Consider the following 22355-nt stretch of genomic DNA (forward strand, 5'->3'; position numbering starts at 1 on the left):
AAGCGGGTTGATTAGTCATTCTGCAAATCAGCGGGTTGAAAGCGTCTCAATCAGCTTGTATAAACCGAAGATAACGCTAGGCAACCCAAGTACCCACAGCACAATTCCCAACTTTTGATCTTTCAACTTCCCATCGTACTCAATGGATTGGGTCGAAATTGCTGATGTCAAAGATTGAGTCTGCTGAGAAATGGAAGAAGCAAGTTTTTCTCCTTGAATCTCAATAGCAGATGACAATTTTTGGGACTGAATATCCATCGCTGACGTGAATTTTTCATTTTGTATATCAATGCGATGATCGAATTTTGTTAGGGTTTCATTCAGGCGCGACAAGGTTGACTCTAATGAGTCTACCTTTTTTTCCAGCCTTTCAAGGCGATCATTCATACCATCACCTCCATCTCCACCGTTGTCACCATTTTTAATATGGGGTTCGTGATCGAAAGAACCAATAGCCTCACCATTAAGAGGCACTGCATATAACTTGCTCACGCTTCAGGCACCTTGACTTGAACCCAAAATTCGCTTGTATGCCGATTAATTATTACGTCAGATTTTCCCCCATTTTCATCAGCTTCGTACAGGGTAACCTCGATTTCATAATAACCAGAAGTAGTAACCTTTAAATCACGCAGAAAAAATGAGGACAGAAAAACACCCGTATTGTTATTGAAAAAGCCGCCTTTCAGTGTTTCAGAGCGCCCTTCTAATGTGATGTTATCGCGATCCTTTTCTTCCCCTGTTTTATCCACACAAACTAAAATGAAATTTCGACCATTGAAATCAATCGTATAACCAACAGTAATAACAACTGGTTGTACTGAATCAGGTTCAAAACCCGTTAAGAAAGGTGAGGGGATGCACATTTCCTCTTTAGTCATATCCTCCTTGTATGCTACGGGATAGGCGAAGAGGACTTTGCTTTTACTTTCCATGCGCGCTCCGGCAAGAAAATTTTAAAATGGCTATCGTGCAGTTTAACAGATAAGTCATTTAATCTTCAGACAATCGAAAGTCCCATACGTGCGCGGTGCATCCATACTGGCTTGTAGTATCTGCGCATTCAGGAACGCTTTCCCGTTGCGCTTGATGTACTCGAGCCCATACAACTGGCCGTCTTTTGAGGACTCAACGACCCATTCCATTTTAATGTTGTTGTAGTCGTCTTTCTGTTTCAGAAAAGTAACTTTCTGGGTCTTAGGCTTATCGCCATTGATGCGGGACCATCCGTCGTTTGCCGGGCTGGTTCCTAAATAAAATGGTCCACACTGAGAATCCGCGTAAGCCAAACCAGGCAGCAGAAAAACCAGCGAGGCCAATAAAATTTTACTCATCAGTCAGTATGTCCTGTTCAAGGCAGAATTGGTTTGAAGGTCAGCAGAACCTCGCGCCACGCACATCATATCCATGTACCAGGCCTGCCCTCTCGTGTCCCCAGTATAAGATATCGACTGAACAATATACACACCATCCGTGGCAATACTGGCGGGCGGGATGCTGGCAACGCCGGTGACCACCAGATTGCCGTTGTCGTTGATTTCCGTGATCCGGCCGCCGGACATCTGAATGTCGTTCGATGACAGAGAAGCGCGATAAACTGACGTCTGATCCAGCTCTATCAGGCCATGCACACGAATATTTGGATTGATCAGACAGCGGACGTTTACCCCACCGCCCATGGTCTGCTGCGGCATGCCGATCAGGCCCGTCTGGCTATTGAGCACAATGGCTTCATGAATGAATTTATCATTCGCAACCATCTGCACCTGACCATCAACTATCTGCCAGGTGGCTTTGCACTGCTGAGCCACATTATCCATGACGTCATGCGCCATCGCATACATCGAACGTCCACGCGGGTATACCGTCGTCGGGAATTCCGGTGTCTGCCCGGCTGTTACGCCGAACGGGGCAAAATGTGACATGGTCAGATCGTAAAGGTCTTTAACCGTGTAACCTTTCGCCAGCGTCGTATTCATCACAGCGCTCATCAGCGCACGGTGCCCGTCGATGGCCTGGATGATGATAAACGTGTCAGTGGGATTATCTCGCCCGGTTACCGAGAACCGGATTTCCCCGTTATAGATTTCTCCAAAATTCTGGCCGTTGGTCTGGCCTACCTGCGAAGAATCTATGGTTGTTGGCTTGCCGACCTGACTGGCATCTAATGCCGAGGCAATCCCGTCATAGCCGGCGATGATTTTTATCTTTGAAAACTCAGCACCCAGGATCCGGCTGTTGGTGTTCTGGGAGAGGTTGTAAATTTTGACGGTGGCCACGCGGGAGAACTTTATGTTGAACCACTCAATGTCAAAAGTAACTTTGAAGTCCGACAGGCTGATCCCTTTGCCATTATCATCGAGCAACTGTATTTCAAAGTGACGCTGCCAGTTCTGGCCCATGGGTATTCCTTAATTTTGCACGATATAAAGATGGCTGCCGTTTCCGAGGTCAATTTTCGTTGGGTATTCCTGCGTGGCATCGTCGCATCCCACGTAAAGCGAGAAGCCAAACCCCATAAAGGAATACTGCGCCAGCAGGTCGACACCAGTGACCAGGGGAATGCCGCTGACCATCGGGTTACCGCCGCTGTCCTGCATATCCATGATCCAGCCAGCTGCATCACGCCAGAGCAGACGCATTTTGTAAGTGGTGTCTGCCAGGCTGATATTGAATTGCTGATTGTCCGGCGAGAGTGGGATTTCGCTGATGCTGATCGTCATAATCCAAACGCCCCCTTCGCGCCGCTAAACAGCGTCAAAAGCAGAGAGCTATTTGCGGTCTTTACAGACTTAGTGCCGGTGTTCTGCAATGACGCGGTGCTGACGCCTTCCTGCATATCGGCTTTATCCGCCACAGTAATGCTCTCAGTCTGAGAGATAATGACCTCGCGGAGCGTGAGCACGCACATCAGCACGTTCTCGCTGGTCCGGTCAGTCGTCACATCGATGGCGCGGATCAGCATGTTGCTGTATTGCCGCTTACCCGTTGTCACATCGAACGGTACCCGACTGGCCTGCAGGTCGCGAATTTGCTGATAAATCTCCTTCGGGCTGGTGCCCAAGGAAATACCGAGAGCTGAGGTGTCGGCAAAATCCAGCAGCGAGCCGCCGCCGGAAAAGCCGATTTCCATAGTGACTTCTGACGGGCGTTTATAAGCGTGATCTGAGACAGGTGCGCCAATTTCCACCGGATGCTCGGTGATTTCTAAAGCGTCCTGATGCTTTTCAGAAACCACCACATCCGGGATGATCAGGCCAATTTTACGCGACCGCTGGTTGAATAATACGGATAGGACGTCCATTAACGCGGCCCTCTCGATACCTGCTGCGCGAGGCGTGAATTAACACCGGTTTGCCGGTCAGCTACTTCCATACCGGCGCGGGTTGGATCACTTACGCCATGAATATGGATGTTGGTTTCCTGACTGACCGTCTGGTTGCCTGGCATATTGCTGAGCACCTTCGGCACGTAGTTCCGGGTTTCCTGAGGCATCAGCGCCATACCATGCTTCTGGACGTTACCGATCCCCCAGTTGTACGAAGCCAAGGTTTTCTCCAGATCGCCGCCATTCATCTTCATCAGCTGGCTGAGATATTTGGCGGCCGCCTGTGCGGACTTAACCGGGTCGAAGACGTCATTGCCCTTGAGCCCCATGTCGCGAGCCGTTGGATCCATAAACTGAAAGAGGCCTTTAGCACCAGCGCCAGACTGAGCCAACGGATTACCAGCTGACTCGGTGATAGCAACGCTTTTCAGCAGGCCAGCAGGAAGCTGGTATAGCCCTTCAAGCTTATTCAGGGTGGGTTCCAACAAGTTGAGCAGTTTAGAACCTGACTCTGTGGCATGCGGTCGGCGCACTGACTGGGCATACTGCACAGGCTGACTGGTTTGATCAGGCGGTACCGGGTTACCAACATTCCCACTGAAGAAGTTCTGCATGTCCTCAGTGTCTTTGTCAGACATGATGTGAGCTTTACGCAGTAACCGCCAGAAGGGGCTATTTGCGAGCTTTCGTCCAAACTCTTCGAAGAAACCGTTGAACTTGAGATTCACGTAGTTAATGGCTTCAGTTATGGCCTTCGACCAGTCTCCTTTCATGAAGTCTGAAAGACTTTTTAGGGTATCTTTCCAGGTGAGCGTCCCCGTATTCAGGTCGTTCAGCTTATCGGTGAACCATTCCAATCCCTTTTTAGCGGCTTCAATTCCGGGCTGCCATTTTTCCCAGTCAATAAGGCTTTTGCTGCCCTCTTTCCACGATTTATAGTCGTCGTAGAGCAGAACCAGAGAGCCACTCAGAGTGGTGATGATGCCGATCGGAGAGGTAAGAAACGCGCTGTTAAGAATACGCCAGGCCACTATCAATCCGCCAAACGTGGCGATCAGGCGTTGCGTTCCGCTATCAAGCTCCTTCCACCAGTTACGAATATCGCCAGCGGCCTGTATTAAGCGGAATACCACCCGCCCAATCACGTCGGCCAGCCAGAGCAGGCCTTTGATGCCCCGCGTGATGGTTTCTTCTATCTTCGGGAAGTTATCGAGAATTTGTTTGCGAAGGTTATCGATCGAGCCCGCCAGCCCTTCGGCCAGGTTAGAACCAATCTTATCCCGCGCCATGCCCGCCATCTGACCGAACGCGTGCAGGGAGGTCATAAATTTATTGGCACTGACCGCCGCGGTATCAGCGTTATAGCCGATGGCTTTGGTCATCTGGGAATATTGCGCGCTGAAATTACCCAGACCGCGCCGCATCGCCAGCAGGGTATTTTCATCAATGCCCAGCATCTGCGCATACTGATTAGCGCGGTAATACGGCATGCTGCTGAGCTTCTGACCGACGCCGGTGAAGACGGTTGCCATGTCGCGCATGTTGCCTTTGGCATCACGCGTCTGGATCCCCAGCCGGTTTAAAAAACTCTCCGCGCCGGGGCTGTTGCGCATAAACCGGGACAGGCTCTCCAGTGAGGAACGCGCACCGTCAACACTCCCGCCCATCTGTGAAACGGCATAGCCGATTTGCTGGATACCCTGCACCGTTGCGCCAGTGCGTTGGGAAGCCCAGTAGAGATTATCCAGACCGCTGGCAATCTTCGCAGTGAACGCTACCACGGACAGTGCGGCACCCTCGACTACCGCAGCCATTTTGAAGACATTGGCCGTCACGCCAACGATCACCGAATCGAACTTCTTCGCGCCAGCGTCATCGATTTGGAAACCGAGACTGATCAGGAAGTCCTTAATAGTTTCAGCATCCATCGTTATCCGCTCTCCATTTCGCTATGCGCGCTTCGTTATCGTTTTCCATCTGGAGGTAATCATTCATCAGAGCGATGTCGCACAGATCAACAGCGCCCGACTTCAGGTCTTTCATGTCGAGCTGAAAGGCCTTGGTCGGGCGCATGATGAAATCCAGATTATCCGGTAATGAGTTGAGCGTTATGCCTCCGGTGGCTTGTCCGTCGGCGCTGTAGGGAGTTCGCGCAAAAAATTTCCCAGTGAGTCGCCCACCACGCGACCGACGATTTGAAGCATTTCCAGCATGTCCATATCGTCGAACGCGAGCACGCCGTCCTGAAATACCGGCGCCCATCCTTTCGCGTGCTTACGGTAGGTTACCGTCAGACAGGGGAAGATCACCGCGTTGGCGTCGTCTTCACTCAGGTCTGAAAGTGACTGTGCAATCTTCGGCAGCACCTTCTCCATGATGCTGACCGCATCTTTCTTCGCTGCCAGAGTCTTGATAGCTTGGAATTCCGAGAGCATGCCGGACAAAACCGGCAGCAACTTACGGGACACTTTGAACTGGTCGAACACGCTCAGTTTGCGGATCTGATACGTATTACCTTTGATATCGAATTCCATCGATTAAAACTCCCCTAACAGTTCGTCCACTTTGCCGCCGTCAAACACCCACGCCACCGTGCCGCCATCTTTGGCGTTGGCGAAATCAGGCTGTTTCTGGAAGGCTGCGGAACGGATGGTGACCAGGTCACCGGATGCGGAGTTGCGGACAACGAATACGTTGTTACCCCACAGCGCAGACGACTGGCTTTGCGCGTTGTACGCCAAAGACAGCTTTTTATTCACCGGCGATGTTTTGAGCAGAGTCACGGTAACAGTACCGGCTTTACCCGCATGAAGGCTGTGCATGACTTCGCCATCTGCACCCACCGTCATGGTGTTCTTCGCTTCGGCCATCGCAACGGTGATCCCTTCCTCGGCATTAGCGGCGCCATAGCCCAGGTCAATAACGCCGGTCGGGCCGGTCATGGATGCTGAAACATCAATAAAGGAATAAGTCGGCATTTTTTATCCTTAGCGAACGACGTCGATTAAAACGTCAGCAAAATGAACGGCGCCAGCAAGCTTGCAGGCTACCTGAATGACGGGCGCCTTACGTGCTTCACGATCCGCCTGTGCCTGCGTAGAGAGCGGCGCTGCATAAACGTAATAGCCTTTTGTCAGCGTGTCGCCGGGGCTAAGTTGTCCGATTGAACCACCATTCCAGAGGCCAGGCGCAACCAGTCCATTTGTCACAGACTGGTCCATTGACTGTTCAACATTGGTCAGCAGGCGTGTAACCCCGGCTTCTGTTTGGGGGATTTTTGTGGTCGAGGTGTAAAGCAGGTTCCAGAGATTGTTCTGGACATAATTCTGCAACCAGTCGAGTCCGTGGCGTTCATCAAAGAAGTCACCATTCGCCATAACACCTCCCTGAATGATCGCGGTGTCATTGGCATAGCGGACGAAAACGTTGCAGTTTTTGGCTTGCAGGGTATCAGCCTGCTGCGCGGTAACCGTCTCGGCGGTGATGCCTGGCTCCTGCTTAAACTTCAGCGTGATGGTGGTGTTATTTCCGAGGAAGTTAACGGTAAACGCCCGACCGAACGCTGATGCCGCTGCATAGTTGACCTGGCTGTACTGGACGAATGAGCGCCTATAGCCTGCTGCTTTAACTTTGCTGGCGATGTCGGTAGTGCTCGTTGCGTCGAGGACCGCTGCCGCGTTTGTAGTGATACCGTAAATCCGTGAGTCGCTGGCCGCACCAATTAGCGAAGAGACGTCGAGATGGTCCTGGTCCGTCATGGCAGGGTCTGAAATTACCAGCCCATACCAGTCTGCTGAGTAATTCAGAGCAGTGTTCACTGATGGCAACGGTGAGGAGGATGCTGCCAGGCCGTCTACTGCAGTCGGATTATGTGCAGCATTGATGCCCAGCAACGACGCTATATCGGTGCCAGTACCGGCTGCTGTCGGAATTCCGATTTTGGACGTTGCGCCAGTGGTCGCTGAGGTCACCGTAAACTGATTTGATCCAGCCACCCATGCAACCACCGTTCCGGTAAGTTTGGCCTGCAGTGCTGTAGCAACGCCCGCTAAATTGGTCACCGCAGAGAGGTCAATGGCGGTGATTGTTTTAACAGTTCCGTCCACCGAAATTTTGATCGCGCCATCACTCACAGCGGTAAAGTTAGTCAGGGTCTGTTCGGTTGAAGTCAGTACAGCGCCCGTTAATTTCCCTGCTGTCGCGGCCGTCGTCTGGCGTTCCATTTTCCCGATATACAGGTCCAGTGGTTGCGGAGACTGTTGGAAATATAGTAATGCAGCCTTATATTCCTCAGCGGCAGTGCCAAAGTCTGTGCCCACGCTTTCGATATCGTTGTAGAGGCGCATCACCTCCGGCGCAAGAATGACGTCAGACGGGCCAAGGATCAGCAACGCCCCAAAGTCTCGTCCCTGCGCGGCTCTCAGCGCGAGCGAAACCTGCACGCGTACAACGCGTGATACAGATAAGCCGTTAGGCATAGGTTAGTCTCCGAAAAATTGTACTTGGGTCGAAAGGAAGGTTTTGATGCCGTAGGTGCGGGTGACTTTCCTGCGCAACTGAACGGTCAGGTCATATCGGCGAACCCACTGGTTATTGATGAGTTCAGGAAGACTCAGGACCCGGCCACACTGCTTAAATGTCAGACCTACTCTTTTCAACTCATCATTATTTTGAGAAACGAAAAGGCCATCCCTGAACTGAGTAGCGGTCGCCATACCCAGCGGACCGTAAAAACACGTCAGAATATCGACGGTTTCATGCGACCACTGTTCGGCACTTTCATCTGACTGGACATAGGCGGGATTAGCATCTTCGGGCACGGTTGTAACGCCGAAGGCGCACCAGGTGGTTCCGTTCTTTGGTATCTGGATTTGCGGGTCAGTCCAGCGCGGATAAACCAGTTTTTTATGCAGACCGGTCAGCCCACGTATCCAACGGCTGATTTCACGTTCCAGTTCCTGGTCATAAGCCGGCACGTCACCAATAGGCGTCAGATACCCTGCTGCAGTAGAGTCATTACTCAATCGGCGTCCCTCCGTCAAAGTCCATTAGCTCGCAGTGAGCCTGAACAAAACCGGCACCGTACGCGGTGTAAGGGTCAACGAAGGTCACGCGATATTCTCTCCCGCGATACGTCACACCATCCGCATCAAGACCGGGTTGTCCTTGCGTGAGTCGAAAGGACGTCACGATGAGAATTGCCCCGTTGATGTTCTGCCCGGCGGCCATGCGTTTGGCTTTCAGCGCGCGGTCGACAGTCACGACGCCTGTAAACGGAATATCAGTCGGCGTGTTCACCGGAAAGTTATCTTCGTCAGTTGTCTGGACGTTGCGATGGCAAACCAGCGTGGTGTCCACGAAGTCCGGATCCAGCAACACGTCGGACACGTCGAGAAGCGGCATTATTTGCTCCTTACCACATATGTGATTGAACGCAGGAGATAGCCATGCGCATAGAGTGGCTTATCGCCGGGAATGCCATCAGCGCGGCGTTGTTCTTTGGTTTTTTCTGAGAGAGGATGCAGCTGATCACCCGAGGAGATCACCGCCTTCGCGCCGTCGCTGGCAATTATCCCCGCGCGTTCGAGTTCCCTCATCGCTGATTCTGAATTGCCTTCCAGCGCCGCGGTTGCCGCCGCTTTCAGATACTCAATCGTGCGCGATTTGTTGTTCTCGATCCCCATGTCAAGAAAGGGGCGTGGCGGCAGAGTAACAGTGGTTCCGCCGAGCTGGACGGTTGCACCCGTCGACTGCAAATAACCAATCTCAGCGTTATTGAGCGTTTCACCATCTTCCCGGGTCGCTTTCTCAGCAGGAATACCAACCAGCACATCCATACCGCTGAGTTTTTTAAGCGACTCCAGAACAGCCGCTGCATTATCAGCCCTGACCGTCAGCCCCGATTTCATAGGAGTTGCCTCCCGCCAGCGCCAGACATTTCCCACCACCAGAAAAACTCGCGGCCATAATCGGTGTTGTTCCAGAAACCCGCATCAGCATTGATAATTCCCGATACGTCATAACTGGCACTGACCTTGTCCACGGATTTTGATGTCAAGATGCCGCCGCCGGACGAATTAACGCCGCCGAGAGCCGCCTGCGCGCTGCGCCGACCGCGAATTTCCGTGTAATGCGCCGTAAATAGCTCAGCGAGATACACGAACTGGTCGCCGAAGCGATCCTGATCCAGAAGATTGTCAGCCTGTGCGAGATAGAAATTTACCGAAGGGTCTGGATAGCGCGTTTTGTCAGAGAACTCAGGGAAGTCAGTGCGGAACTGATCACTTGTTGGAAGAAGACTGTTTTTTGGCATTGCCAGTCTCCTGTTCAGCATCGGGTTGCACCACGTCGGTTTTGCCGTCGTCCGTCAGCGCGCTATCCTGCGCATTGGTGAGGAGTGCCACCTGTGCTTTCAGGTCGGTGATTTCGCCGTCTTTGGTCGCCACCTGTGCTTTCAGGTCGGTGATTTCTGTTTCCAGCACATTAACCTTCAGGGTCAGATCAGAGTCAGAGTTCAGATTTTCAATTTCGGAATCATTGACGGCTTTGGCATGGGCACCAAACGCCCAATGTTCGGCAACCTGCTTATCAAAACTGTGAATGCCGGGCACCAGCTCAACCTGAGAACCGTCAGCAAAGCGGAGCGTTGCCGGGGTGGACACGAAATATTTCATAAATTTCTCCAGAAATGGCGGGGTTTCCCCCGCGCATTCATCAGGCTACCGGAACGTCCAGGTATGCGATGGTGTTGCCGTATGGCGCTTCGATCTGACCGAGACGCCCGTAATAGGTGGTCAACTGGTAAATGCCGCGATATTCCAGTGGAGTATTCAGCAGCGGCACCAGCGGGAAGCGAATGTATTTCTCATCCTGCGTGTAAGCCACCACGCGATGCGCACCAGCCGATCCTCGTTTGCTCGCCCATTTCATGGAGACGATTTCCAGCGGCTCGCCGTTCTCCTGAAACGCGATACAGTTGATCTTCACGTATTCCAGAACGGAGATATTCCCCGCTGATGACACCTTCTTGCTGGAAAGCAGCCCAAACAGTTCAGGCGCCATGCCCACCTTGCGCGGACACATCGCGTAACCAGACGACAACCAGGCCGACGTCAGTAACAGGTTGATGTCCTGAACGATGACGTCAGGGTCAGTTGTTGCCGTCCATGCAGCTGCGGCAGCGACAGGAACAACCTGAGCCAGATTCAGAAGGCCAGTGATGCCCAGATCGGTATCGCCGATATAAACCTGCTCATCGATATCCATGTTCCATTTCAATTGCATGGCATCGTATTTTTGCACATCAACCGGGCGTCCAAGCTGTTGAGCAGAGGCCAGTTCCGGCAGTGTCCAACCCAATTCCATCCCCCAGAGCGTGAGGGGTTGCGGAGTTTTTTCAATGAGAAGGTTGGTAGTCTGGATCGCGGTGGAGTTTTTTCCGATCCAGTTTTTACCGTTCGGATTCACGCCACCAGCAGCAGCCAGGTCGGTGTTGGTGAACGATGAAATTTCATCAGCGATCGACACGTCGCTGCGCAGCGGCATATCGCGGGACCACTTATACGAGACAAGTGGCAGATTCAGCGTCTGGTCAAGACGTTCCAGCTCACCAACGAGGAACGCGCCAGCCGCATCAGTGGTGGCTTTATCAATAGTAAACATTCAGTGTTCCTTAAATGTTGTAAGCGATTTCGATGTGACCTTTACCAGCGCCAGCGATGCCGTCACCCGGACCCATGACTTTCGCCAATGTCAGTTCGGGAGTGTTTGCTGCAGTAGCGTCAGGTGTCAGCACAAGTGAACCCAGCGGGCTGGCAGTGCTGGCGCCAGAGACGCGGACATACACTTTCGCGCCTTTGACGGCTGCAATGGCCTGTGCCTGAGGTACGCTGACGCAGATATAGCCGCGCGCCAGACGGTCGCCCGTCACACCCGCATTCACGCCCAGATAGGCGATATCGGCCTGTGACTGAGTTGGGTATGGGCGGATAAGGATGCCAGCAACTTTATCTACGGTGTCGCCGTCTTCCAGTGGCACAAATTTATTTCCACTCCATTTACCTGCAAGGCCAAGTTGGCCAAACACTTTGGTGTTATCGAGAATGACCGGCTCAGCGGTCAGATCCTGCAGGCGAGTTACTGCACCGGAAATGCCAAGGGGCATCCGGTTTACATAAGCATTTCCAGCCATGGGGGTTACCTTATTGGTTGCGTTTCCAGAAATCGGCGTTGATTTTGTTCAGTTCAGAAGGGGTCACCGGACCGCGTGCGCCGTCGCCGGTTCGCTTACTCTGACTGAGCGGCGCGATATGGTTTTTTGCCTTATTCAGCGTCACGGCAGCGGCAAAGACTGCATCTACCGTGGCCTTAGGCGCTTTAGTGAAATCAGACACCCCAAAACCTTTCAGGCTGTCACCGGTGCGCACGGCGTGATTCAGCGCCTGGCGTTTCAGGCCTTTATCACCCGCTGGCGCAAAGCCAGGAGAAAGGATTTCAGCATCAGCGATAATGTTGCGCTTGTACGCAGCGTCACCCGTGACCTTCTTGTCCTCTTCGATATCTTCATCGGTGGTTGGCAGATCGTCAGGGTTGGCGTCCGCCGTTTTACCTTCCAGCTTATCCAACCGGGCAATGAGCGCCTGAGCCCACGCGGGGACTTCTTCATCACCGGTTTTTTCCGGATCGGGCTTATCGTCAACCGTGGTTTTATTTTCCGCCGGTAGCGATGTCGCCTGCGCGGGCGTGTTCATGTTGATGGTGACGCCGGGGATAGAGCCCATACCATCAGATGGCATGTCCGGTGCTTCGTCGATGAGCTTCTGCAAAGCATCCTCATCTTTCGTTTTGATGGCCGTAGCCAGTTTTTTCAGCCATGACATTGCAGGCTTCTCCTTTTTCGCAGATATGGATGGGGCAGAATCCCCGATTGCACAGCGAGAACCCGCCCGGCCTCTGTCGATACCGACAGCCAGATGGTTTCCAGTGATTTGGTATTGCTTGCCCTTGCCCGGCGCCAGCTGCTTATAGAGCGCGTTGTAACCGCAGCTCACATCTCTGAGCCCGGCGTTAATGGCGTCGATTGCCTCTTGCCGCTTGACCAGAACGTCTGCCAGCAGGAGGTTTGATTTCTCTTCCATGCCACGCCTCACGTTCTGAATATGGCCTTGAGCCAGTTCCGCGTAGTTGCCGGGATTAACGAAGACAATGTTCCCGTCAGCGTCTTCCGGATGACCCAGCGTGACGGCAACCCCTTCGAAGCTCGCCATGGTTTCAGGAGAGAAAACTTCATCTTCAAGGCGGTAAACGGTCACGGTTCCGGTAGCGTCAGCCTTGAGGTCGATCTCTTCGGGTAAGTAGATTTGTGTCCCTGTCCGCGCTATCGGTACGTCTTTGCAAAGCAGCGAACCATCCGCCTGCAAAAATCGCGTCTCTCCCAGGCGGGTGGTGAAGAAATATTTCATTGGTCACCTGCTGAATTGCGGGCATAAAAAAACCCAGCCTCGGCTGGGTTTAGTCTTGTGAAATTAACGTTTAATCTTCTTCCATATCATTTTCAGGTACTGGGGGGAGTTTTAAATTTAAGATGGCATCAATTATAACTTCCTCTGTGGGCACAACCTCATAAGCTAATAAATACTTTTGTTTTTCCCCATTAATGTTTTCTGTTTCAAACTCTATGATTGGGTAATCTTCGTAACTTGGGGCTTTTGGTCCCATCAAGAAAGGCTGACGATGATGGGTCATAACCCCGCTAACACCTAATTTTTTAGAATTCCCATGTTTATCGAAAAAAATATAGTAATTCATTACTTTACCGTCAAAAGTTTTAAGGGTTACTAAGATTAACTATTTATTCCCAGCAGGTATATGGATCTCAGGCCAACATTTGCAATTCGGCAAGCATCCAGCATGGCCGGTCATACCGTCGAGCGTCGGCGGGTTATCCCAGCGCACAAACCTATCTTTCATTTTCTTGTGAGAGGCACGCGTCCCCGCACCTTCAATGCGCCACCAGTACCCCTCCGACCCGACAGATAACGCGCGTGCCTGAGTCAGAGCACCAGTAGCCCGGCCGATCTCTGTGCGTGCAATCATCTTTGCCCGGCTGGCAGCGACATCACCGGACTGCATGATCATGTCGTAGAGCGCGTCTGGCCGTTCACCGTTAATGACCGCCTGTATGGCGCGATCCTGAATGTCTTTAACACGGTCCGCCGCTTCCATAGGCAACGACTTCATGAGCTGAATTTGCCGGTACACGATGTCCTGCGTTACCTGCCCCACGGGGGAACTCCCCATGATGTCGCGTAAGCCTTCGGATATTTGCTCCGATACCGAACGCCACTGACTCCACTCCTCCCGCTCTACCTGCAGAAACATTTTCTGCGCCACTTGAGCAGACCAATCGCCGAGAACCTGTGAATAGTCGATCAGGTGTCCGGCGATGGTGTCAGCGCTTGCCTGGGAACCATCGTAGGAACCAGTTACTATCTGGTTTATTTGGCTGACTATCCCCAGTAGGCTTTTCTGATACTGGACTTCTGAACGACGGCGCAGCGCCGGTTTCAAGTTCAGGCTCCTCCCACTGCGACTTCGCATCTTCAATATCCTTGTCAGTGATAGAACCTCCGATGCCGATCACATCCGACATGTTACGCAGGTCACTCAGCGCAGCAGCGGGAGACATGCCAATATCACGAACAGCGGTCGCCAGCGCGGTCGTGACGTTGCTGGCCATCGTCGCCCGGTCGGTATCCGACATTTCCCAGAGTTTATTAAAGTCGAAGGTGAAATCTTCCGGCAACGGTTCGCCAAACAGCGAGCGCCAGGAGATATCGAGCAACCAGCGAATGGGGCGACGCAAACGCCGCTCCTGGAGTGAGTTCACGCGGCTGTAGTAGTTCTCAAGGTCACCATCACCGGTACTGAATCCCGAAGGTGACTGACCAAACAGACGAACCAGCGGAATGCCCGTCGCCCCTGAGACCTGCTCAGCGAAGCGCAGGATGACGTCTGCGATACCGGCAAACGAATAGCTGTGCGTCTGGAACTCGTCACTCTTATCCATAAGCGTCATCCCTTCGATGGTCTGAAACTCACGAATCATGTCCATGTGCTTTTTCAACCCCTCTTCCATCGCGCCCCCAGTAGCGAGGATTTTTCGCAATCCATCAATGCTGTAGGTCCGAAGATGCGCCTTGTGGATTAGCTGAGTAGTGCCTACGGTCGCAGTGTCGAAGGCTTGAATGCGTTCAAAGATGCGCTCAACCACTGACATGCCCCAGCCGTTCTCCGTCTGCGCCTGCTGGAATGGCAGAGAGTCGCCCTCCATGCGTACCAGTCGGGAGTGGTGGATCTTCCAGGGTGGAATGCCCTGCTGATTGGTGACCACTTTATAAAATTTTGGCTTTCCAAAGTCCGGGCCGTAGTCGGTGATTAGATCGTAATAACTCGGATTGACCATCCAGCGGTCAAACACCATCAGCCCTTTAAACTGGCCCTCCTTGATGCGGTCTAGGTTGAGTGGCGTACTCATGTCCTGACCTTCGATGAGAACCACCATCAGCGCACCGCCGTATAGCCGCGACCACTTGAGCGTGTTGTTCACCTCGTCCCAAGCGGCGATATCATCCCAGAAGGTTTCAAACTTCCCCTTCTGCCCGGGCTTTAGCTTTGAGCTTATGTTGATACCCTTGCGGGTCATATCATCGGCCATAGCATCTACGCCGGCGCCCACCAGAAACGATGACCGGTAGGCAAATTCGAGCTGTACGCGATTACGGGAAATATAACCGGGCTGATAGCTGCCGCCGGTCTGGATATTGGCGGTGCGCCCGCCGAGTTTAGCCGTGAAATTATTGTACCCGTCAGCCGTGCGTACGGGTTTCTGTACGCCAGATCGGCGATTTTTACGGGCCATGTATTACTCGCTATTTTTCATGAAATTAAACGGTTTTTAACATAATGACTCTTAAGCGCCCCGGCAGAATCAGCCACATTAAAATGTCGCCTCTTAAGGCGTATTTATCGCTGTTTAGCCGAGTGAAAGGGTCAGAACGGGTTGCATAAACGGTGCATAAAACGGGGGTGCTTTTGCATAGCAAAATATTTAGATGAACTGGCCATTTCCAACGATTTACTGACCCAACCTTCCCCACACTTCCAAAGAGCTGTCTAAAGGTGCGAAAGCCATAATGAATGCGTCCGCAATGTTGGGTGAAGGCACATCGCGTTTAGCCAGGTCTTTTTTGGTTTCTACCATCACGCGCCCGTTTTTATCAAAATCACGCTTCGGCGTTGAAAGCTCATATTTCAGTTTGTCGAGATGAGGACAATCACCATCAATGCTCAACAGCTCATCCACGGGGAATTTCTCACCATGAGTTACTGCGTTGTACGTGTTGCGCAGCCTGTCAGCCACCATCCACCAGGCCTGAGCCTTGAGATTGGCGAAGAAATCCTGATTCGTGATCTCCGGCTGATACTCGTCGTCCGGTTCATGCACACCAGCACCGGCATTAAATTTTGAAAAGGATATGGGCTGACTGGTGTAGGGGTCTTCCTTCTGTCGCTCCTCGTTTATTTCAGCAAACTTAGAGCCAGAAGATGCGCCCACGCCGATTGAGTCGTAAACGATCTCAGCACCGCGTTCGGCTGCAGCCTGATAAGTGCGTTTGCAGCTCTTCATCAGCTCGTCCTCTTTAGCCTTCCACTCGTCAGCCCAGTAAGCCACTGATCCGTGGCGGTAGACGTTAGCGCATTTATCCGCGCCGCTGTCTGCAACGTCGAACCCGATACGCTTACGGCCGCTCGGTGCAAATCCTAGTTTTTTATGTGCATCTATCGCCGCTTCAACCCATGAAAGCTTGATGATCGCCTGATCATCATCGGTGCGAGGAACGCCGAGGTATACGTGTTCAAATACTTCAGGGTCACGCTGCTTTGCCGCCGCAATGACGTTTTGCATGGTTTGGCTCAGGAAGCCGTTCTCGTCGTAATTAATTTTCCTGACGATGGTGTCAGCCGGCGGATCAACGACGAAATTTCGCCAGACAAAATCCGTGACCAGCGTCGGGTTAAAGATGAACCAGCATTCAGACCCTTCTTTACGGATTGTTGGCTCCAGAATCTCCCACTGAGCCTCGGTAATTCCGTGGGCCTCTTCGTTCCAGAGCACATCAATGCTCTCCAGAGATTTAATCTCACTGACGTGGCGCCACAGCCCGTAAAACATAAATTCACTACCGGTAAAACGGTTGATGATTTTATTGTCGAGGATACGGAAGCGGTGCCTAAGTCCGAAGCGCTCAATCTGAATTTTCAGCAGAGCATAAACAGACTCATCGATTTTATTCTGGATCTGGCGTGTGCAGAGAAAACGCAGTTTGTACTTATCCGCGAGAAAAATTGCCATTCCGGCAGCATCCCACGACTTACTCGAAGCGCGGCCACCGTAAAGCACCTTATTCCTCGCCTTGGTTGTCCAAAACGGCCTTAGCGCCGGATTCAGGGAGGGACGTTGGGTTGTCAGCATAGAAATCATCCAGACCGCCAGAGGCGTCATTATTCGGATCACCGAGTTCGAGTTTAAGACGATCGACTTCGAGCCCCACTTTCTCCGCCGCTATCACACGATAATTTGTGTCGGCGAATACCTTGCGGATTGTTGCGGTGGTGCCCTCTATCGACTCAATTCGAACGGTATTGCGCATCATGGCTTTGTCAGCCGAGCTGATTTTTTCAAGCAGCCCTTTTATCTCGTCGGGATTGGCGTCTTCAAGTTCAGTTTTCCAGCGCCCGATATTTTCCGAGGCGACCAGGTTGCTGGCGCGCAAGCGAAAGAGTTCGTCGTCGAGCGTAAGCGCCTTTGCGTCCTCTATCACCTCGTCACTCAATAACAGGCGCCGGGCGTAGCCGCCGTGCTTGAGGGAGAGCTGATTATTCGGTTTGAAGGCGTTAACCGGTGGATCGGTACGCGAGCCTCGAATCGGTTTCGTATTTTCAGGGGGCCGAGTTTCCCCCGCTGCGTTCTTTTCCGAATCGTCAGAAGTGGCGCGCTTTTCCGTGGTACGCACAGTTTTTTTTTGCGTACCGCTTTTGCGTACCTGCGTACCTTTTTGCGTACCTTTCTTTTCAGTGCGTACCCATCCGTGTTTTTTGGCGCGTTTTCTTATCGCCCCTTCACTGATGCCGTAAATATCAGCCAAATCACGAAGAGAAAGTTGTCCGGCGCAGTAATCACGTTCAAGGCCGCTTTCCTCGGGATTTGTCATACCCCCTCCGGAGTTTATTTAACGAATGTCACTTTCGTGGTGATCAGTCGGCGAATGAGTCGAGCAGCTTCACGCTCCATATCAGCGACCGTTTCCGGTGTTGCCGCTTTCCATCGATATTTACGTTCAATCTCAGAAAAAACAGAGTTCACATCAGCAGTAGATGGAGGGAAAATTTCAAGGTTGAGCTTTGACATGGTTCCTCTTAAGGCTTTGCTGCACATTGGACTAAGCGCACTCGACACTCACTGCGATGGGCATAAAAAAACCGCCCGGAGGCGGCTTATTAGTAATTTTGGAAATTATTCCGAATATCTCAATTTTTGTAACCCGGCATTCATTCCCTCTAACGTGATATGCAGCGCTTTCACCGATTCACGATCATAATGATCAGGGAAAAGCCAATATTTTGCTTTAAGAGCACACAAATCTGAAAATTGCCGGTCAATCAATCTTACTGGTTCCGCTGCTTCGCTCCAATAACGAGAGAGTTGAACCTCTCTTGCCTTGTCTCTTTCTAATCCATGCTCACGTTCGGAAAAATAGATTTCGGTTTCATGGATTGCTTTCGTTAAAGCACGGATAGCATCTGTGGCTTGTTTTTCGTTCTCACGTCCTAAGCCTTTAAATGTATTTAATGTGGCAAGTAATGCAGAATAGCTACTAATAATAATTGAAGTTGCTGGCATATTATTTTCCTCAAAATAAACTGAGGTGACATTATCACAGGCACTAAGTGAATTCCTTTTGCAGAACCTTAATAAATAAATTTATTTTTAAGAGCAACCAGATCGGCTACTGCGTCTTTGACCGCTTTTTCTTGTCGCCAATTCAACCAAATCTGTGAAGTCCTCGCATTTGTTTAATCGATGACCGTGATCGTCGACAAAGTTGTAGCCTTTAAAAAGATTTACGATTTCCTCGGGACTCATCCCATCTAAACGAGGAACCTGCTTTGATTCGTCAACCTGTTTCATCTTCAAACCTTCATTCAGTTGGTTATGATAGTGCAACTTCCACTTTGGAAATTGCCTTCCATGGAGGCGGTATCTATCAATATTCTAGAGTTCCAGCCGCCATTCACACGGCACTAATGAATGCACCGTCAAAAGGTCAGTATTTTGATGTTCATATCAAAAAAGCCGGTTACCCATATCGCAAAGTTGGGTGATTAATCTAAGCGAGGTCACCACCTCGCTTTTTCATCATAGGCATTGCTCTCTGATGTACTGCTGTAGTCCGGCAATCATCTTTCTACTGGTTTCGATTCTACCTCTGAGGGTGAAATAATCCCGTTGAGCGGTGTCAGTAAGTCTGGCGCCGGTGCCATCATCCAGGCTGGTGGTGACGGGTGATTTGTCGGTGTGCGGGCAGGTTGCGTTAAGTTGCAGCCGCTTACGGCCAGCAGCAACATCATCGTGCAGCTTTTCAATATTGGCCTTCGCATCTGCCAGCTCTCCAGTGTATTTCGCATCAAGGGCAGCAACATCGCGCTGTCGCACCTGCATGTCGTTAATCGTATCTTGCCGCTGCTGTGCAAGCGACGCTGCTTTATTAGCCCGGGCGCTTTGTTTATTAACCTCACCCAGCAGAATGTAAACTAGCATCGCCGAGAGCAAGAGTTCCACGCCGACAACAATCCATGCTTTCAATGTCATTTATCCAGCCCCCAGCACGTCAGTTCGCTCTCTTGGGCACGCCTGATGACCTGACCAGCGCAGTTGTTCGTACGAATTCGGCAATCTTTCCCACCGTCCCAGATCCAGCGTTTCATCTCTGCGCATGCTCCGAGGCGATCACCAGCATTAATTTTGCGGTAGAACGTCGAAGGGAAGCATTTTCCCGGGCCGATGTTCCAAGGGCAAAAGGAAGCGATACCGACTTTCTGGGGAGGAGTAAGTTGAACGTGAATGTTTTTATCAACCCAATCCAACGCTTTGGCCTGCTCTGCTTTATCGATGGTGTCGCACTGCGCCCAGGTTAATTTCATGCCCTTGAACACAGGCTTCCCATTCACAGAGGTAACGCCACCGCAGATAGTCCAGACGCCGCCCTGATCCTGATAGGCTATCAGGCTGGTGCCTTCTTTCTCTTTTTGGAATTGTTCCATCAGCACAGGTGCGCTTGCGCCAGCAGCAATCAGCGCCAGCATTGCGGCACTGAGTTTCGTTTTAAGGTTTGCCACTTCAGACCTCGCTGGTTTTTTGTGCGAGCTCGTTAACAACCTGGGCCGTTGCTGACGGATTTTTTGCATCAACCTTATCGGCGATTTCTTGGAGTATCCGGGTGCGCTTCATCTGTTCGCGACGATTCAGGAAATACGTCAAAGCAGTAAAGAGCGCCCCAATCAGCACGCCAGCGATAAAGCCCCAATCCTGAAGGGATAAGCTTGCAAAGAAGGCCGTAATTCCAGCACCACCATATGTAGCGTTACTGTATTTTTCGTCCATTTTCATAGTCTCCCCCTCCGGTCAGCCGGTTGGGTGCATGGTCTTAGAAATAAAAAAGGCCACGCGAATGCGCAGCCCTGAAAAACGACAAAACCCGCACATCGGCGGGTTTATACAATTTTGACAACATATCAAATTAGCCTTAAATATCGCTCAATTTGTTCGGTTTTGCAAGAGTTACTCGATAACTTCTTCGAAATTGAGCGCCTCTTTACTTCTCAACACCTGAATTAGCGAATCACAATCAAGCTCAGAAGCGACCAGCTTCAATCCGCGCCAGTGCTGGCTATAAACCTCGCACCAAGTTGACCGGGAAACAGTCATGAGTGTCGCCAGCGCGGAACCTGCGTATTCCTTATATGACTCATTTTTGTTCTTTGCGGCCACATCCTGCACCGCCAGCCAAACGAGTGATATGAGGCGTTTCTTCGTTTTCTCCAGCAGCCCGGCAGGCAGGTTTTTCTGATATGCCAGCCATACAGCCTCGCAGATATTTTTCTGGTGATCGAATTTCAGGTCAAACCCATAGCAATAGCGGATCCATGAGCTTTGGTAAACCGGCAACGTGTTCACAGCTCGGCGCCAGGCGCATGAGGAAAACTCGAAATCCTTCATTGGTGGCGCTGGCCGGATACGGCTGCGCGTCTCAAGCGCGTATGTCGGCGCACGCTCTGACCGGACCTGTTTATTACCCTCCAACTGTACTTTATGAATGTGCTGGCGAGGATATTTGTTTTTATCTGCCGGGGGATGCTCACTAAACGCCTCTAACTGCCCCTTCGTCCCGCCGGACAAATCCATTAATGCCGTTGCCAGTTCTGTGCGCGCGTATTGCAAAAGTTGATTATTCACGAAGTTATCCCCTCTTCAATTTCTTTCAATGCCTGCTCAAGGAGCTGCTCTTCGGTGCCAAAATTCTTTTCCCATTCTTTCTGTCCTGCGTGAATGGCTACACCGTAACCACCAGTTCGGTGGTGTTGCGGGCAAAGTGGGATTGCACGGTAGTTACTGGCGCGCTGGCCAGCGCCGCACCCGGTACGCAAATGGTGAATTTCAGCAGGGGATTCGCCATACCCCAGATTTCGGCAAACTATGCAGCCCATATCTGAGAGCCTGTTCAGGTGTTTTCGCTCTGAAATTTTCATGCCGCATAGCTCATCAGCTGGCTTGCAGCGTTCTCTGCGGCTTCGGGGGTGCTGAAGGTTTTGTTGAGGATCCACGTCCAGAGGGTATTAAGCGTGGCTTTGTATAGCTCTGCGAAATCCGTCTCGTCCATTTTTGCGAATGAAATGGAAACTGGCTCTTTCGCAGTAACGCCATTAGGCATTACCAGTTCGGTGTAATACCCCGACTCAATGGTGGTCCAACGGCGGAAGGCGTCGAATGATTTAATGAGTGTCACGCGATCAGTACGCTCGGCCCGCACGCTCCTGAGGTAGCCGATGGCTAGCGAATTCAACGTTTCGCCATGCCCGGCAAATTCAGCAATATGGTTTACATAACCGCGAATGAGGGCTTTCTCTTCAGGGGAAATCGCGCCGCCTGTTGGCGTCCAATATTCGAAGCCGAGATTGAGAAGGGAGAAATAAAGACGATGGAAGCGCGGGTTACGGACTTTTTTAAAGTCGGACGTGATCACGTCACCCAGCTTGATTTTTGAATGCACGAAATCTCTGGTATCCGGGTTGGCGGGTATCAGAGTGTTGTTGGATGCTTTAATAAATGCTAATTGCGCCATTTCTCACCTCTTCGCGAGTAATGGCACAGCAGAAAACGGGGTTGTCAGTTGTTCAGGCTGACCGTTGAATTATATCGTGGAATAGTGATGTTTGTTAGTCAAATTCAGGAGGGATAATCGTGTATCCGGCGCACTCGGCTATTTCTAAAAAAGCCTGAAGGTTTGCTACATGCTGGTCAGCTCGGAGTATCTCGGCACTCGCGATCTCGTCGCCTGTCATTTGTATCAATACGCGGCCGCTTTCGGGGAGGGTGAATTTTACTCCATTGATTATTAAGTGCTTTATCATCTCTACCTCTTTTTTAAGACATTCCCGGTCCCGAGGTAGCCATATCCGCGCAACGAAGCGTTTACGCGGATCGGCTTTTTAAGAGTCAGGGCCATTGACAAAATACTGTATATAATCACAGTAATTTTTAATGGGTTTTATTTCAAGTTTTTTAAGATATTGACCGTCTGATTACTCATATATTGAACGATAGATTCCTATAATGAACGATTATTCAATGGCCTGTCTCTGCAGTGGTCAGCTTCTCTCGCTTTCTCATGCAGGCGACGCAGTTCTC

General features: G+C 51.4%; 33 protein-coding genes. 1 reads left to right on the forward strand and 32 read right to left on the reverse strand.

Annotated elements, in window-relative coordinates:
• Positions 1 to 27: 27 nt before the first annotated feature.
• The 26 genes from J1779_RS21545 to J1779_RS21670 all read right to left on the reverse strand — a co-directional run bounded on the left by J1779_RS21545 (position 28) and on the right by J1779_RS21670 (position 18290).
• Positions 28 to 492: a hypothetical protein gene (locus J1779_RS21545; protein ID WP_217204745.1), complete on the reverse strand. Its 465-nt coding sequence runs from the start codon at positions 490 to 492 to the stop codon at positions 28 to 30.
• Positions 489 to 935, reverse strand: coding sequence for a hypothetical protein (locus J1779_RS21550; RefSeq protein WP_217204746.1), 447 nt, complete (start codon positions 933 to 935; stop codon positions 489 to 491). The genes J1779_RS21545 and J1779_RS21550 overlap by 4 nt, the downstream gene beginning before the upstream one ends.
• Positions 936 to 989: 54 nt before the next feature.
• Entirely contained in the window at positions 990 to 1334 is a 345-nt protein-coding gene (locus tag J1779_RS21555; RefSeq protein ID WP_217204747.1) for a hypothetical protein, read from the reverse strand.
• Positions 1335 to 1337: 3 nt separating this feature from the next.
• The gene (locus J1779_RS21560; RefSeq protein WP_217204748.1) at positions 1338 to 2402 is read right to left on the reverse strand and encodes a hypothetical protein; all 1065 of its coding nucleotides are present in this window, start codon (positions 2400 to 2402) and stop codon (positions 1338 to 1340) included.
• A 9-nt stretch (positions 2403 to 2411) separates the two neighbouring features.
• Positions 2412 to 2717 (reverse strand): phage baseplate plug family protein, encoded by a 306-nt coding sequence (locus J1779_RS21565; RefSeq protein ID WP_217204889.1) that lies wholly within the window; start codon positions 2715 to 2717, stop codon positions 2412 to 2414.
• Between the two features lie 2 nt (positions 2718 to 2719).
• Complete coding sequence (locus J1779_RS21570) at positions 2720 to 3304, reverse strand: phage baseplate protein (protein WP_217204749.1); 585 nt, start codon at positions 3302 to 3304, stop codon at positions 2720 to 2722.
• Entirely contained in the window at positions 3304 to 5256 is a 1953-nt protein-coding gene (locus J1779_RS21575) for a transglycosylase SLT domain-containing protein (RefSeq protein ID WP_217204750.1), read from the reverse strand. Before J1779_RS21575 ends, J1779_RS21570 begins: the two co-directional genes overlap by 1 nt.
• Positions 5246 to 5401: a DUF6889 family protein gene (locus J1779_RS21580; protein WP_217204751.1), complete on the reverse strand. Its 156-nt coding sequence runs from the start codon at positions 5399 to 5401 to the stop codon at positions 5246 to 5248. The genes J1779_RS21575 and J1779_RS21580 overlap by 11 nt, the downstream gene beginning before the upstream one ends.
• Positions 5402 to 5436: 35 nt before the next feature.
• On the reverse strand, positions 5437 to 5862 hold the full coding sequence (locus J1779_RS21585) for a phage tail assembly chaperone (protein WP_217204752.1): 426 nt from the start codon (positions 5860 to 5862) through the stop codon (positions 5437 to 5439).
• Positions 5863 to 5865: 3 nt separating this feature from the next.
• The gene (locus tag J1779_RS21590) at positions 5866 to 6306 is read right to left on the reverse strand and encodes a DUF3277 family protein (protein WP_056779060.1); all 441 of its coding nucleotides are present in this window, start codon (positions 6304 to 6306) and stop codon (positions 5866 to 5868) included.
• A 9-nt stretch (positions 6307 to 6315) separates the two neighbouring features.
• Complete coding sequence (locus J1779_RS21595; RefSeq protein WP_217204753.1) at positions 6316 to 7806, reverse strand: DUF3383 domain-containing protein; 1491 nt, start codon at positions 7804 to 7806, stop codon at positions 6316 to 6318.
• Between the two features lie 3 nt (positions 7807 to 7809).
• Positions 7810 to 8352 (reverse strand): phage neck terminator protein, encoded by a 543-nt coding sequence (locus J1779_RS21600; RefSeq protein ID WP_217204754.1) that lies wholly within the window; start codon positions 8350 to 8352, stop codon positions 7810 to 7812.
• Positions 8345 to 8731: a head-tail adaptor gene (locus tag J1779_RS21605; RefSeq protein ID WP_217204755.1), complete on the reverse strand. Its 387-nt coding sequence runs from the start codon at positions 8729 to 8731 to the stop codon at positions 8345 to 8347. The genes J1779_RS21600 and J1779_RS21605 overlap by 8 nt, the downstream gene beginning before the upstream one ends.
• Complete coding sequence (locus tag J1779_RS21610) at positions 8731 to 9237, reverse strand: hypothetical protein (RefSeq protein WP_217204756.1); 507 nt, start codon at positions 9235 to 9237, stop codon at positions 8731 to 8733. Before J1779_RS21610 ends, J1779_RS21605 begins: the two co-directional genes overlap by 1 nt.
• Positions 9234 to 9641, reverse strand: a complete 408-nt coding sequence (locus J1779_RS21615; protein WP_217204757.1) for a DUF4054 domain-containing protein — start codon at positions 9639 to 9641, stop codon at positions 9234 to 9236. The genes J1779_RS21610 and J1779_RS21615 overlap by 4 nt, the downstream gene beginning before the upstream one ends.
• The gene (locus tag J1779_RS21620) at positions 9610 to 10002 is read right to left on the reverse strand and encodes an STY1053 family phage-associated protein (RefSeq protein WP_217204758.1); all 393 of its coding nucleotides are present in this window, start codon (positions 10000 to 10002) and stop codon (positions 9610 to 9612) included. Before J1779_RS21620 ends, J1779_RS21615 begins: the two co-directional genes overlap by 32 nt.
• Positions 10003 to 10042: 40 nt before the next feature.
• On the reverse strand, positions 10043 to 10990 hold the full coding sequence (locus tag J1779_RS21625; protein ID WP_217204759.1) for a DUF2184 domain-containing protein: 948 nt from the start codon (positions 10988 to 10990) through the stop codon (positions 10043 to 10045).
• A 10-nt stretch (positions 10991 to 11000) separates the two neighbouring features.
• Positions 11001 to 11519 (reverse strand): structural cement protein Gp24, encoded by a 519-nt coding sequence (locus tag J1779_RS21630; protein WP_217204760.1) that lies wholly within the window; start codon positions 11517 to 11519, stop codon positions 11001 to 11003.
• A 10-nt stretch (positions 11520 to 11529) separates the two neighbouring features.
• Positions 11530 to 12789 (reverse strand): DUF2213 domain-containing protein, encoded by a 1260-nt coding sequence (locus tag J1779_RS21635; protein WP_217204761.1) that lies wholly within the window; start codon positions 12787 to 12789, stop codon positions 11530 to 11532.
• A gap of 70 nt (positions 12790 to 12859) precedes the next feature.
• Positions 12860 to 13135 (reverse strand): hypothetical protein, encoded by a 276-nt coding sequence (locus tag J1779_RS21640; protein ID WP_217204762.1) that lies wholly within the window; start codon positions 13133 to 13135, stop codon positions 12860 to 12862.
• Between the two features lie 39 nt (positions 13136 to 13174).
• A complete protein-coding gene (locus J1779_RS21645; RefSeq protein WP_217204763.1) occupies positions 13175 to 13708 on the reverse strand; it encodes a phage head morphogenesis protein in 534 nt (177 codons plus the stop codon).
• Positions 13709 to 13778: 70 nt separating this feature from the next.
• Complete coding sequence (locus J1779_RS21650; RefSeq protein WP_217204764.1) at positions 13779 to 15248, reverse strand: DUF1073 domain-containing protein; 1470 nt, start codon at positions 15246 to 15248, stop codon at positions 13779 to 13781.
• 216 nt (positions 15249 to 15464) lie between these two features.
• Positions 15465 to 16862, reverse strand: coding sequence for a PBSX family phage terminase large subunit (locus tag J1779_RS21655; RefSeq protein WP_420804215.1), 1398 nt, complete (start codon positions 16860 to 16862; stop codon positions 15465 to 15467).
• The gene (locus J1779_RS21660) at positions 16792 to 17601 is read right to left on the reverse strand and encodes a hypothetical protein (protein ID WP_238485258.1); all 810 of its coding nucleotides are present in this window, start codon (positions 17599 to 17601) and stop codon (positions 16792 to 16794) included. Before J1779_RS21660 ends, J1779_RS21655 begins: the two co-directional genes overlap by 71 nt.
• Before the next feature lie 14 nt (positions 17602 to 17615).
• Positions 17616 to 17798: a hypothetical protein gene (locus J1779_RS21665; RefSeq protein ID WP_217204766.1), complete on the reverse strand. Its 183-nt coding sequence runs from the start codon at positions 17796 to 17798 to the stop codon at positions 17616 to 17618.
• A gap of 105 nt (positions 17799 to 17903) precedes the next feature.
• The gene (locus tag J1779_RS21670; RefSeq protein ID WP_217204767.1) at positions 17904 to 18290 is read right to left on the reverse strand and encodes a hypothetical protein; all 387 of its coding nucleotides are present in this window, start codon (positions 18288 to 18290) and stop codon (positions 17904 to 17906) included.
• A gap of 266 nt (positions 18291 to 18556) precedes the next feature.
• Here J1779_RS21670 and J1779_RS21675 point away from each other — a divergent pair, with 266 nt between their 5' ends.
• Positions 18557 to 18772 carry a KTSC domain-containing protein gene (locus J1779_RS21675; protein ID WP_217204768.1) on the forward strand — a complete coding sequence of 72 codons (216 nt, stop codon included), beginning with the start codon at positions 18557 to 18559 and terminating at the stop codon, positions 18770 to 18772.
• A 34-nt stretch (positions 18773 to 18806) separates the two neighbouring features.
• On the opposite strand, the gene J1779_RS21680 is transcribed toward J1779_RS21675, so the two are convergent.
• The 6 genes from J1779_RS21680 to J1779_RS21705 form a co-directional block, all read right to left on the reverse strand.
• Positions 18807 to 19259: a lysis protein gene (locus J1779_RS21680; protein ID WP_217204769.1), complete on the reverse strand. Its 453-nt coding sequence runs from the start codon at positions 19257 to 19259 to the stop codon at positions 18807 to 18809.
• On the reverse strand, positions 19256 to 19786 hold the full coding sequence (locus J1779_RS21685) for a lysozyme (protein WP_476655341.1): 531 nt from the start codon (positions 19784 to 19786) through the stop codon (positions 19256 to 19258). Before J1779_RS21685 ends, J1779_RS21680 begins: the two co-directional genes overlap by 4 nt.
• A 1-nt stretch (position 19787) precedes the next feature.
• Positions 19788 to 20057, reverse strand: coding sequence for a phage holin family protein (locus J1779_RS21690; RefSeq protein ID WP_013575116.1), 270 nt, complete (start codon positions 20055 to 20057; stop codon positions 19788 to 19790).
• Positions 20058 to 20228: 171 nt separating this feature from the next.
• Positions 20229 to 20903 (reverse strand): bacteriophage antitermination protein Q, encoded by a 675-nt coding sequence (locus J1779_RS21695; RefSeq protein WP_217204770.1) that lies wholly within the window; start codon positions 20901 to 20903, stop codon positions 20229 to 20231.
• Complete coding sequence (locus tag J1779_RS21700; RefSeq protein ID WP_217204771.1) at positions 20900 to 21196, reverse strand: Ref family recombination enhancement nuclease; 297 nt, start codon at positions 21194 to 21196, stop codon at positions 20900 to 20902. Before J1779_RS21700 ends, J1779_RS21695 begins: the two co-directional genes overlap by 4 nt.
• Positions 21193 to 21789, reverse strand: coding sequence for a DUF1367 family protein (locus J1779_RS21705; protein ID WP_217204772.1), 597 nt, complete (start codon positions 21787 to 21789; stop codon positions 21193 to 21195). The genes J1779_RS21700 and J1779_RS21705 overlap by 4 nt, the downstream gene beginning before the upstream one ends.
• Positions 21790 to 22355 lie beyond the last annotated feature (566 nt).

It is taken from the genome of Rahnella rivi (assembly GCF_019049655.1).
GTDB classification, from domain to species: Bacteria; Pseudomonadota; Gammaproteobacteria; order Enterobacterales; family Enterobacteriaceae; genus Rahnella; species Rahnella rivi.

What these genes read in the sequence shown, in the direction of transcription:
- J1779_RS21635 (WP_217204761.1), bottom strand. Translation starts at nt 12,789, where the DNA reads ATGAAATATTTCTTCACCACCCGCCTGGGAGAGACGCGATTTTTGCAG.
- J1779_RS21655 (WP_420804215.1), bottom strand. Translation starts at nt 16,862, where the DNA reads ATGCTGACAACCCAACGTCCCTCCCTGAATCCGGCGCTAAGGCCGTTT.
- J1779_RS21615 (WP_217204757.1), bottom strand. Translation starts at nt 9,641, where the DNA reads ATGCCAAAAAACAGTCTTCTTCCAACAAGTGATCAGTTCCGCACTGAC.
- J1779_RS21665 (WP_217204766.1), bottom strand. Translation starts at nt 17,798, where the DNA reads ATGTCAAAGCTCAACCTTGAAATTTTCCCTCCATCTACTGCTGATGTG.
- J1779_RS21670 (WP_217204767.1), bottom strand. Translation starts at nt 18,290, where the DNA reads ATGCCAGCAACTTCAATTATTATTAGTAGCTATTCTGCATTACTTGCC.
- J1779_RS21610 (WP_217204756.1), bottom strand. Translation starts at nt 9,237, where the DNA reads ATGAAATCGGGGCTGACGGTCAGGGCTGATAATGCAGCGGCTGTTCTG.
- J1779_RS21680 (WP_217204769.1), bottom strand. Translation starts at nt 19,259, where the DNA reads ATGACATTGAAAGCATGGATTGTTGTCGGCGTGGAACTCTTGCTCTCG.
- J1779_RS21590 (WP_056779060.1), bottom strand. Translation starts at nt 6,306, where the DNA reads ATGCCGACTTATTCCTTTATTGATGTTTCAGCATCCATGACCGGCCCG.
- J1779_RS21605 (WP_217204755.1), bottom strand. Translation starts at nt 8,731, where the DNA reads ATGCCGCTTCTCGACGTGTCCGACGTGTTGCTGGATCCGGACTTCGTG.
- J1779_RS21550 (WP_217204746.1), bottom strand. Translation starts at nt 935, where the DNA reads ATGGAAAGTAAAAGCAAAGTCCTCTTCGCCTATCCCGTAGCATACAAG.
- J1779_RS21625 (WP_217204759.1), bottom strand. Translation starts at nt 10,990, where the DNA reads ATGTTTACTATTGATAAAGCCACCACTGATGCGGCTGGCGCGTTCCTC.
- J1779_RS21690 (WP_013575116.1), bottom strand. Translation starts at nt 20,057, where the DNA reads ATGAAAATGGACGAAAAATACAGTAACGCTACATATGGTGGTGCTGGA.
- J1779_RS21640 (WP_217204762.1), bottom strand. Translation starts at nt 13,135, where the DNA reads ATGAATTACTATATTTTTTTCGATAAACATGGGAATTCTAAAAAATTA.
- J1779_RS21595 (WP_217204753.1), bottom strand. Translation starts at nt 7,806, where the DNA reads ATGCCTAACGGCTTATCTGTATCACGCGTTGTACGCGTGCAGGTTTCG.
- J1779_RS21555 (WP_217204747.1), bottom strand. Translation starts at nt 1,334, where the DNA reads ATGAGTAAAATTTTATTGGCCTCGCTGGTTTTTCTGCTGCCTGGTTTG.
- J1779_RS21585 (WP_217204752.1), bottom strand. Translation starts at nt 5,862, where the DNA reads ATGGAATTCGATATCAAAGGTAATACGTATCAGATCCGCAAACTGAGC.
- J1779_RS21705 (WP_217204772.1), bottom strand. Translation starts at nt 21,789, where the DNA reads ATGGCGCAATTAGCATTTATTAAAGCATCCAACAACACTCTGATACCC.
- J1779_RS21560 (WP_217204748.1), bottom strand. Translation starts at nt 2,402, where the DNA reads ATGGGCCAGAACTGGCAGCGTCACTTTGAAATACAGTTGCTCGATGAT.
- J1779_RS21570 (WP_217204749.1), bottom strand. Translation starts at nt 3,304, where the DNA reads ATGGACGTCCTATCCGTATTATTCAACCAGCGGTCGCGTAAAATTGGC.
- J1779_RS21660 (WP_238485258.1), bottom strand. Translation starts at nt 17,601, where the DNA reads ATGACAAATCCCGAGGAAAGCGGCCTTGAACGTGATTACTGCGCCGGA.
- J1779_RS21580 (WP_217204751.1), bottom strand. Translation starts at nt 5,401, where the DNA reads ATGCGCCCGACCAAGGCCTTTCAGCTCGACATGAAAGACCTGAAGTCG.
- J1779_RS21575 (WP_217204750.1), bottom strand. Translation starts at nt 5,256, where the DNA reads ATGGATGCTGAAACTATTAAGGACTTCCTGATCAGTCTCGGTTTCCAA.
- J1779_RS21645 (WP_217204763.1), bottom strand. Translation starts at nt 13,708, where the DNA reads ATGTTTCTGCAGGTAGAGCGGGAGGAGTGGAGTCAGTGGCGTTCGGTA.
- J1779_RS21700 (WP_217204771.1), bottom strand. Translation starts at nt 21,196, where the DNA reads ATGAAAATTTCAGAGCGAAAACACCTGAACAGGCTCTCAGATATGGGC.
- J1779_RS21650 (WP_217204764.1), bottom strand. Translation starts at nt 15,248, where the DNA reads ATGGCCCGTAAAAATCGCCGATCTGGCGTACAGAAACCCGTACGCACG.
- J1779_RS21630 (WP_217204760.1), bottom strand. Translation starts at nt 11,519, where the DNA reads ATGGCTGGAAATGCTTATGTAAACCGGATGCCCCTTGGCATTTCCGGT.
- J1779_RS21620 (WP_217204758.1), bottom strand. Translation starts at nt 10,002, where the DNA reads ATGAAATATTTCGTGTCCACCCCGGCAACGCTCCGCTTTGCTGACGGT.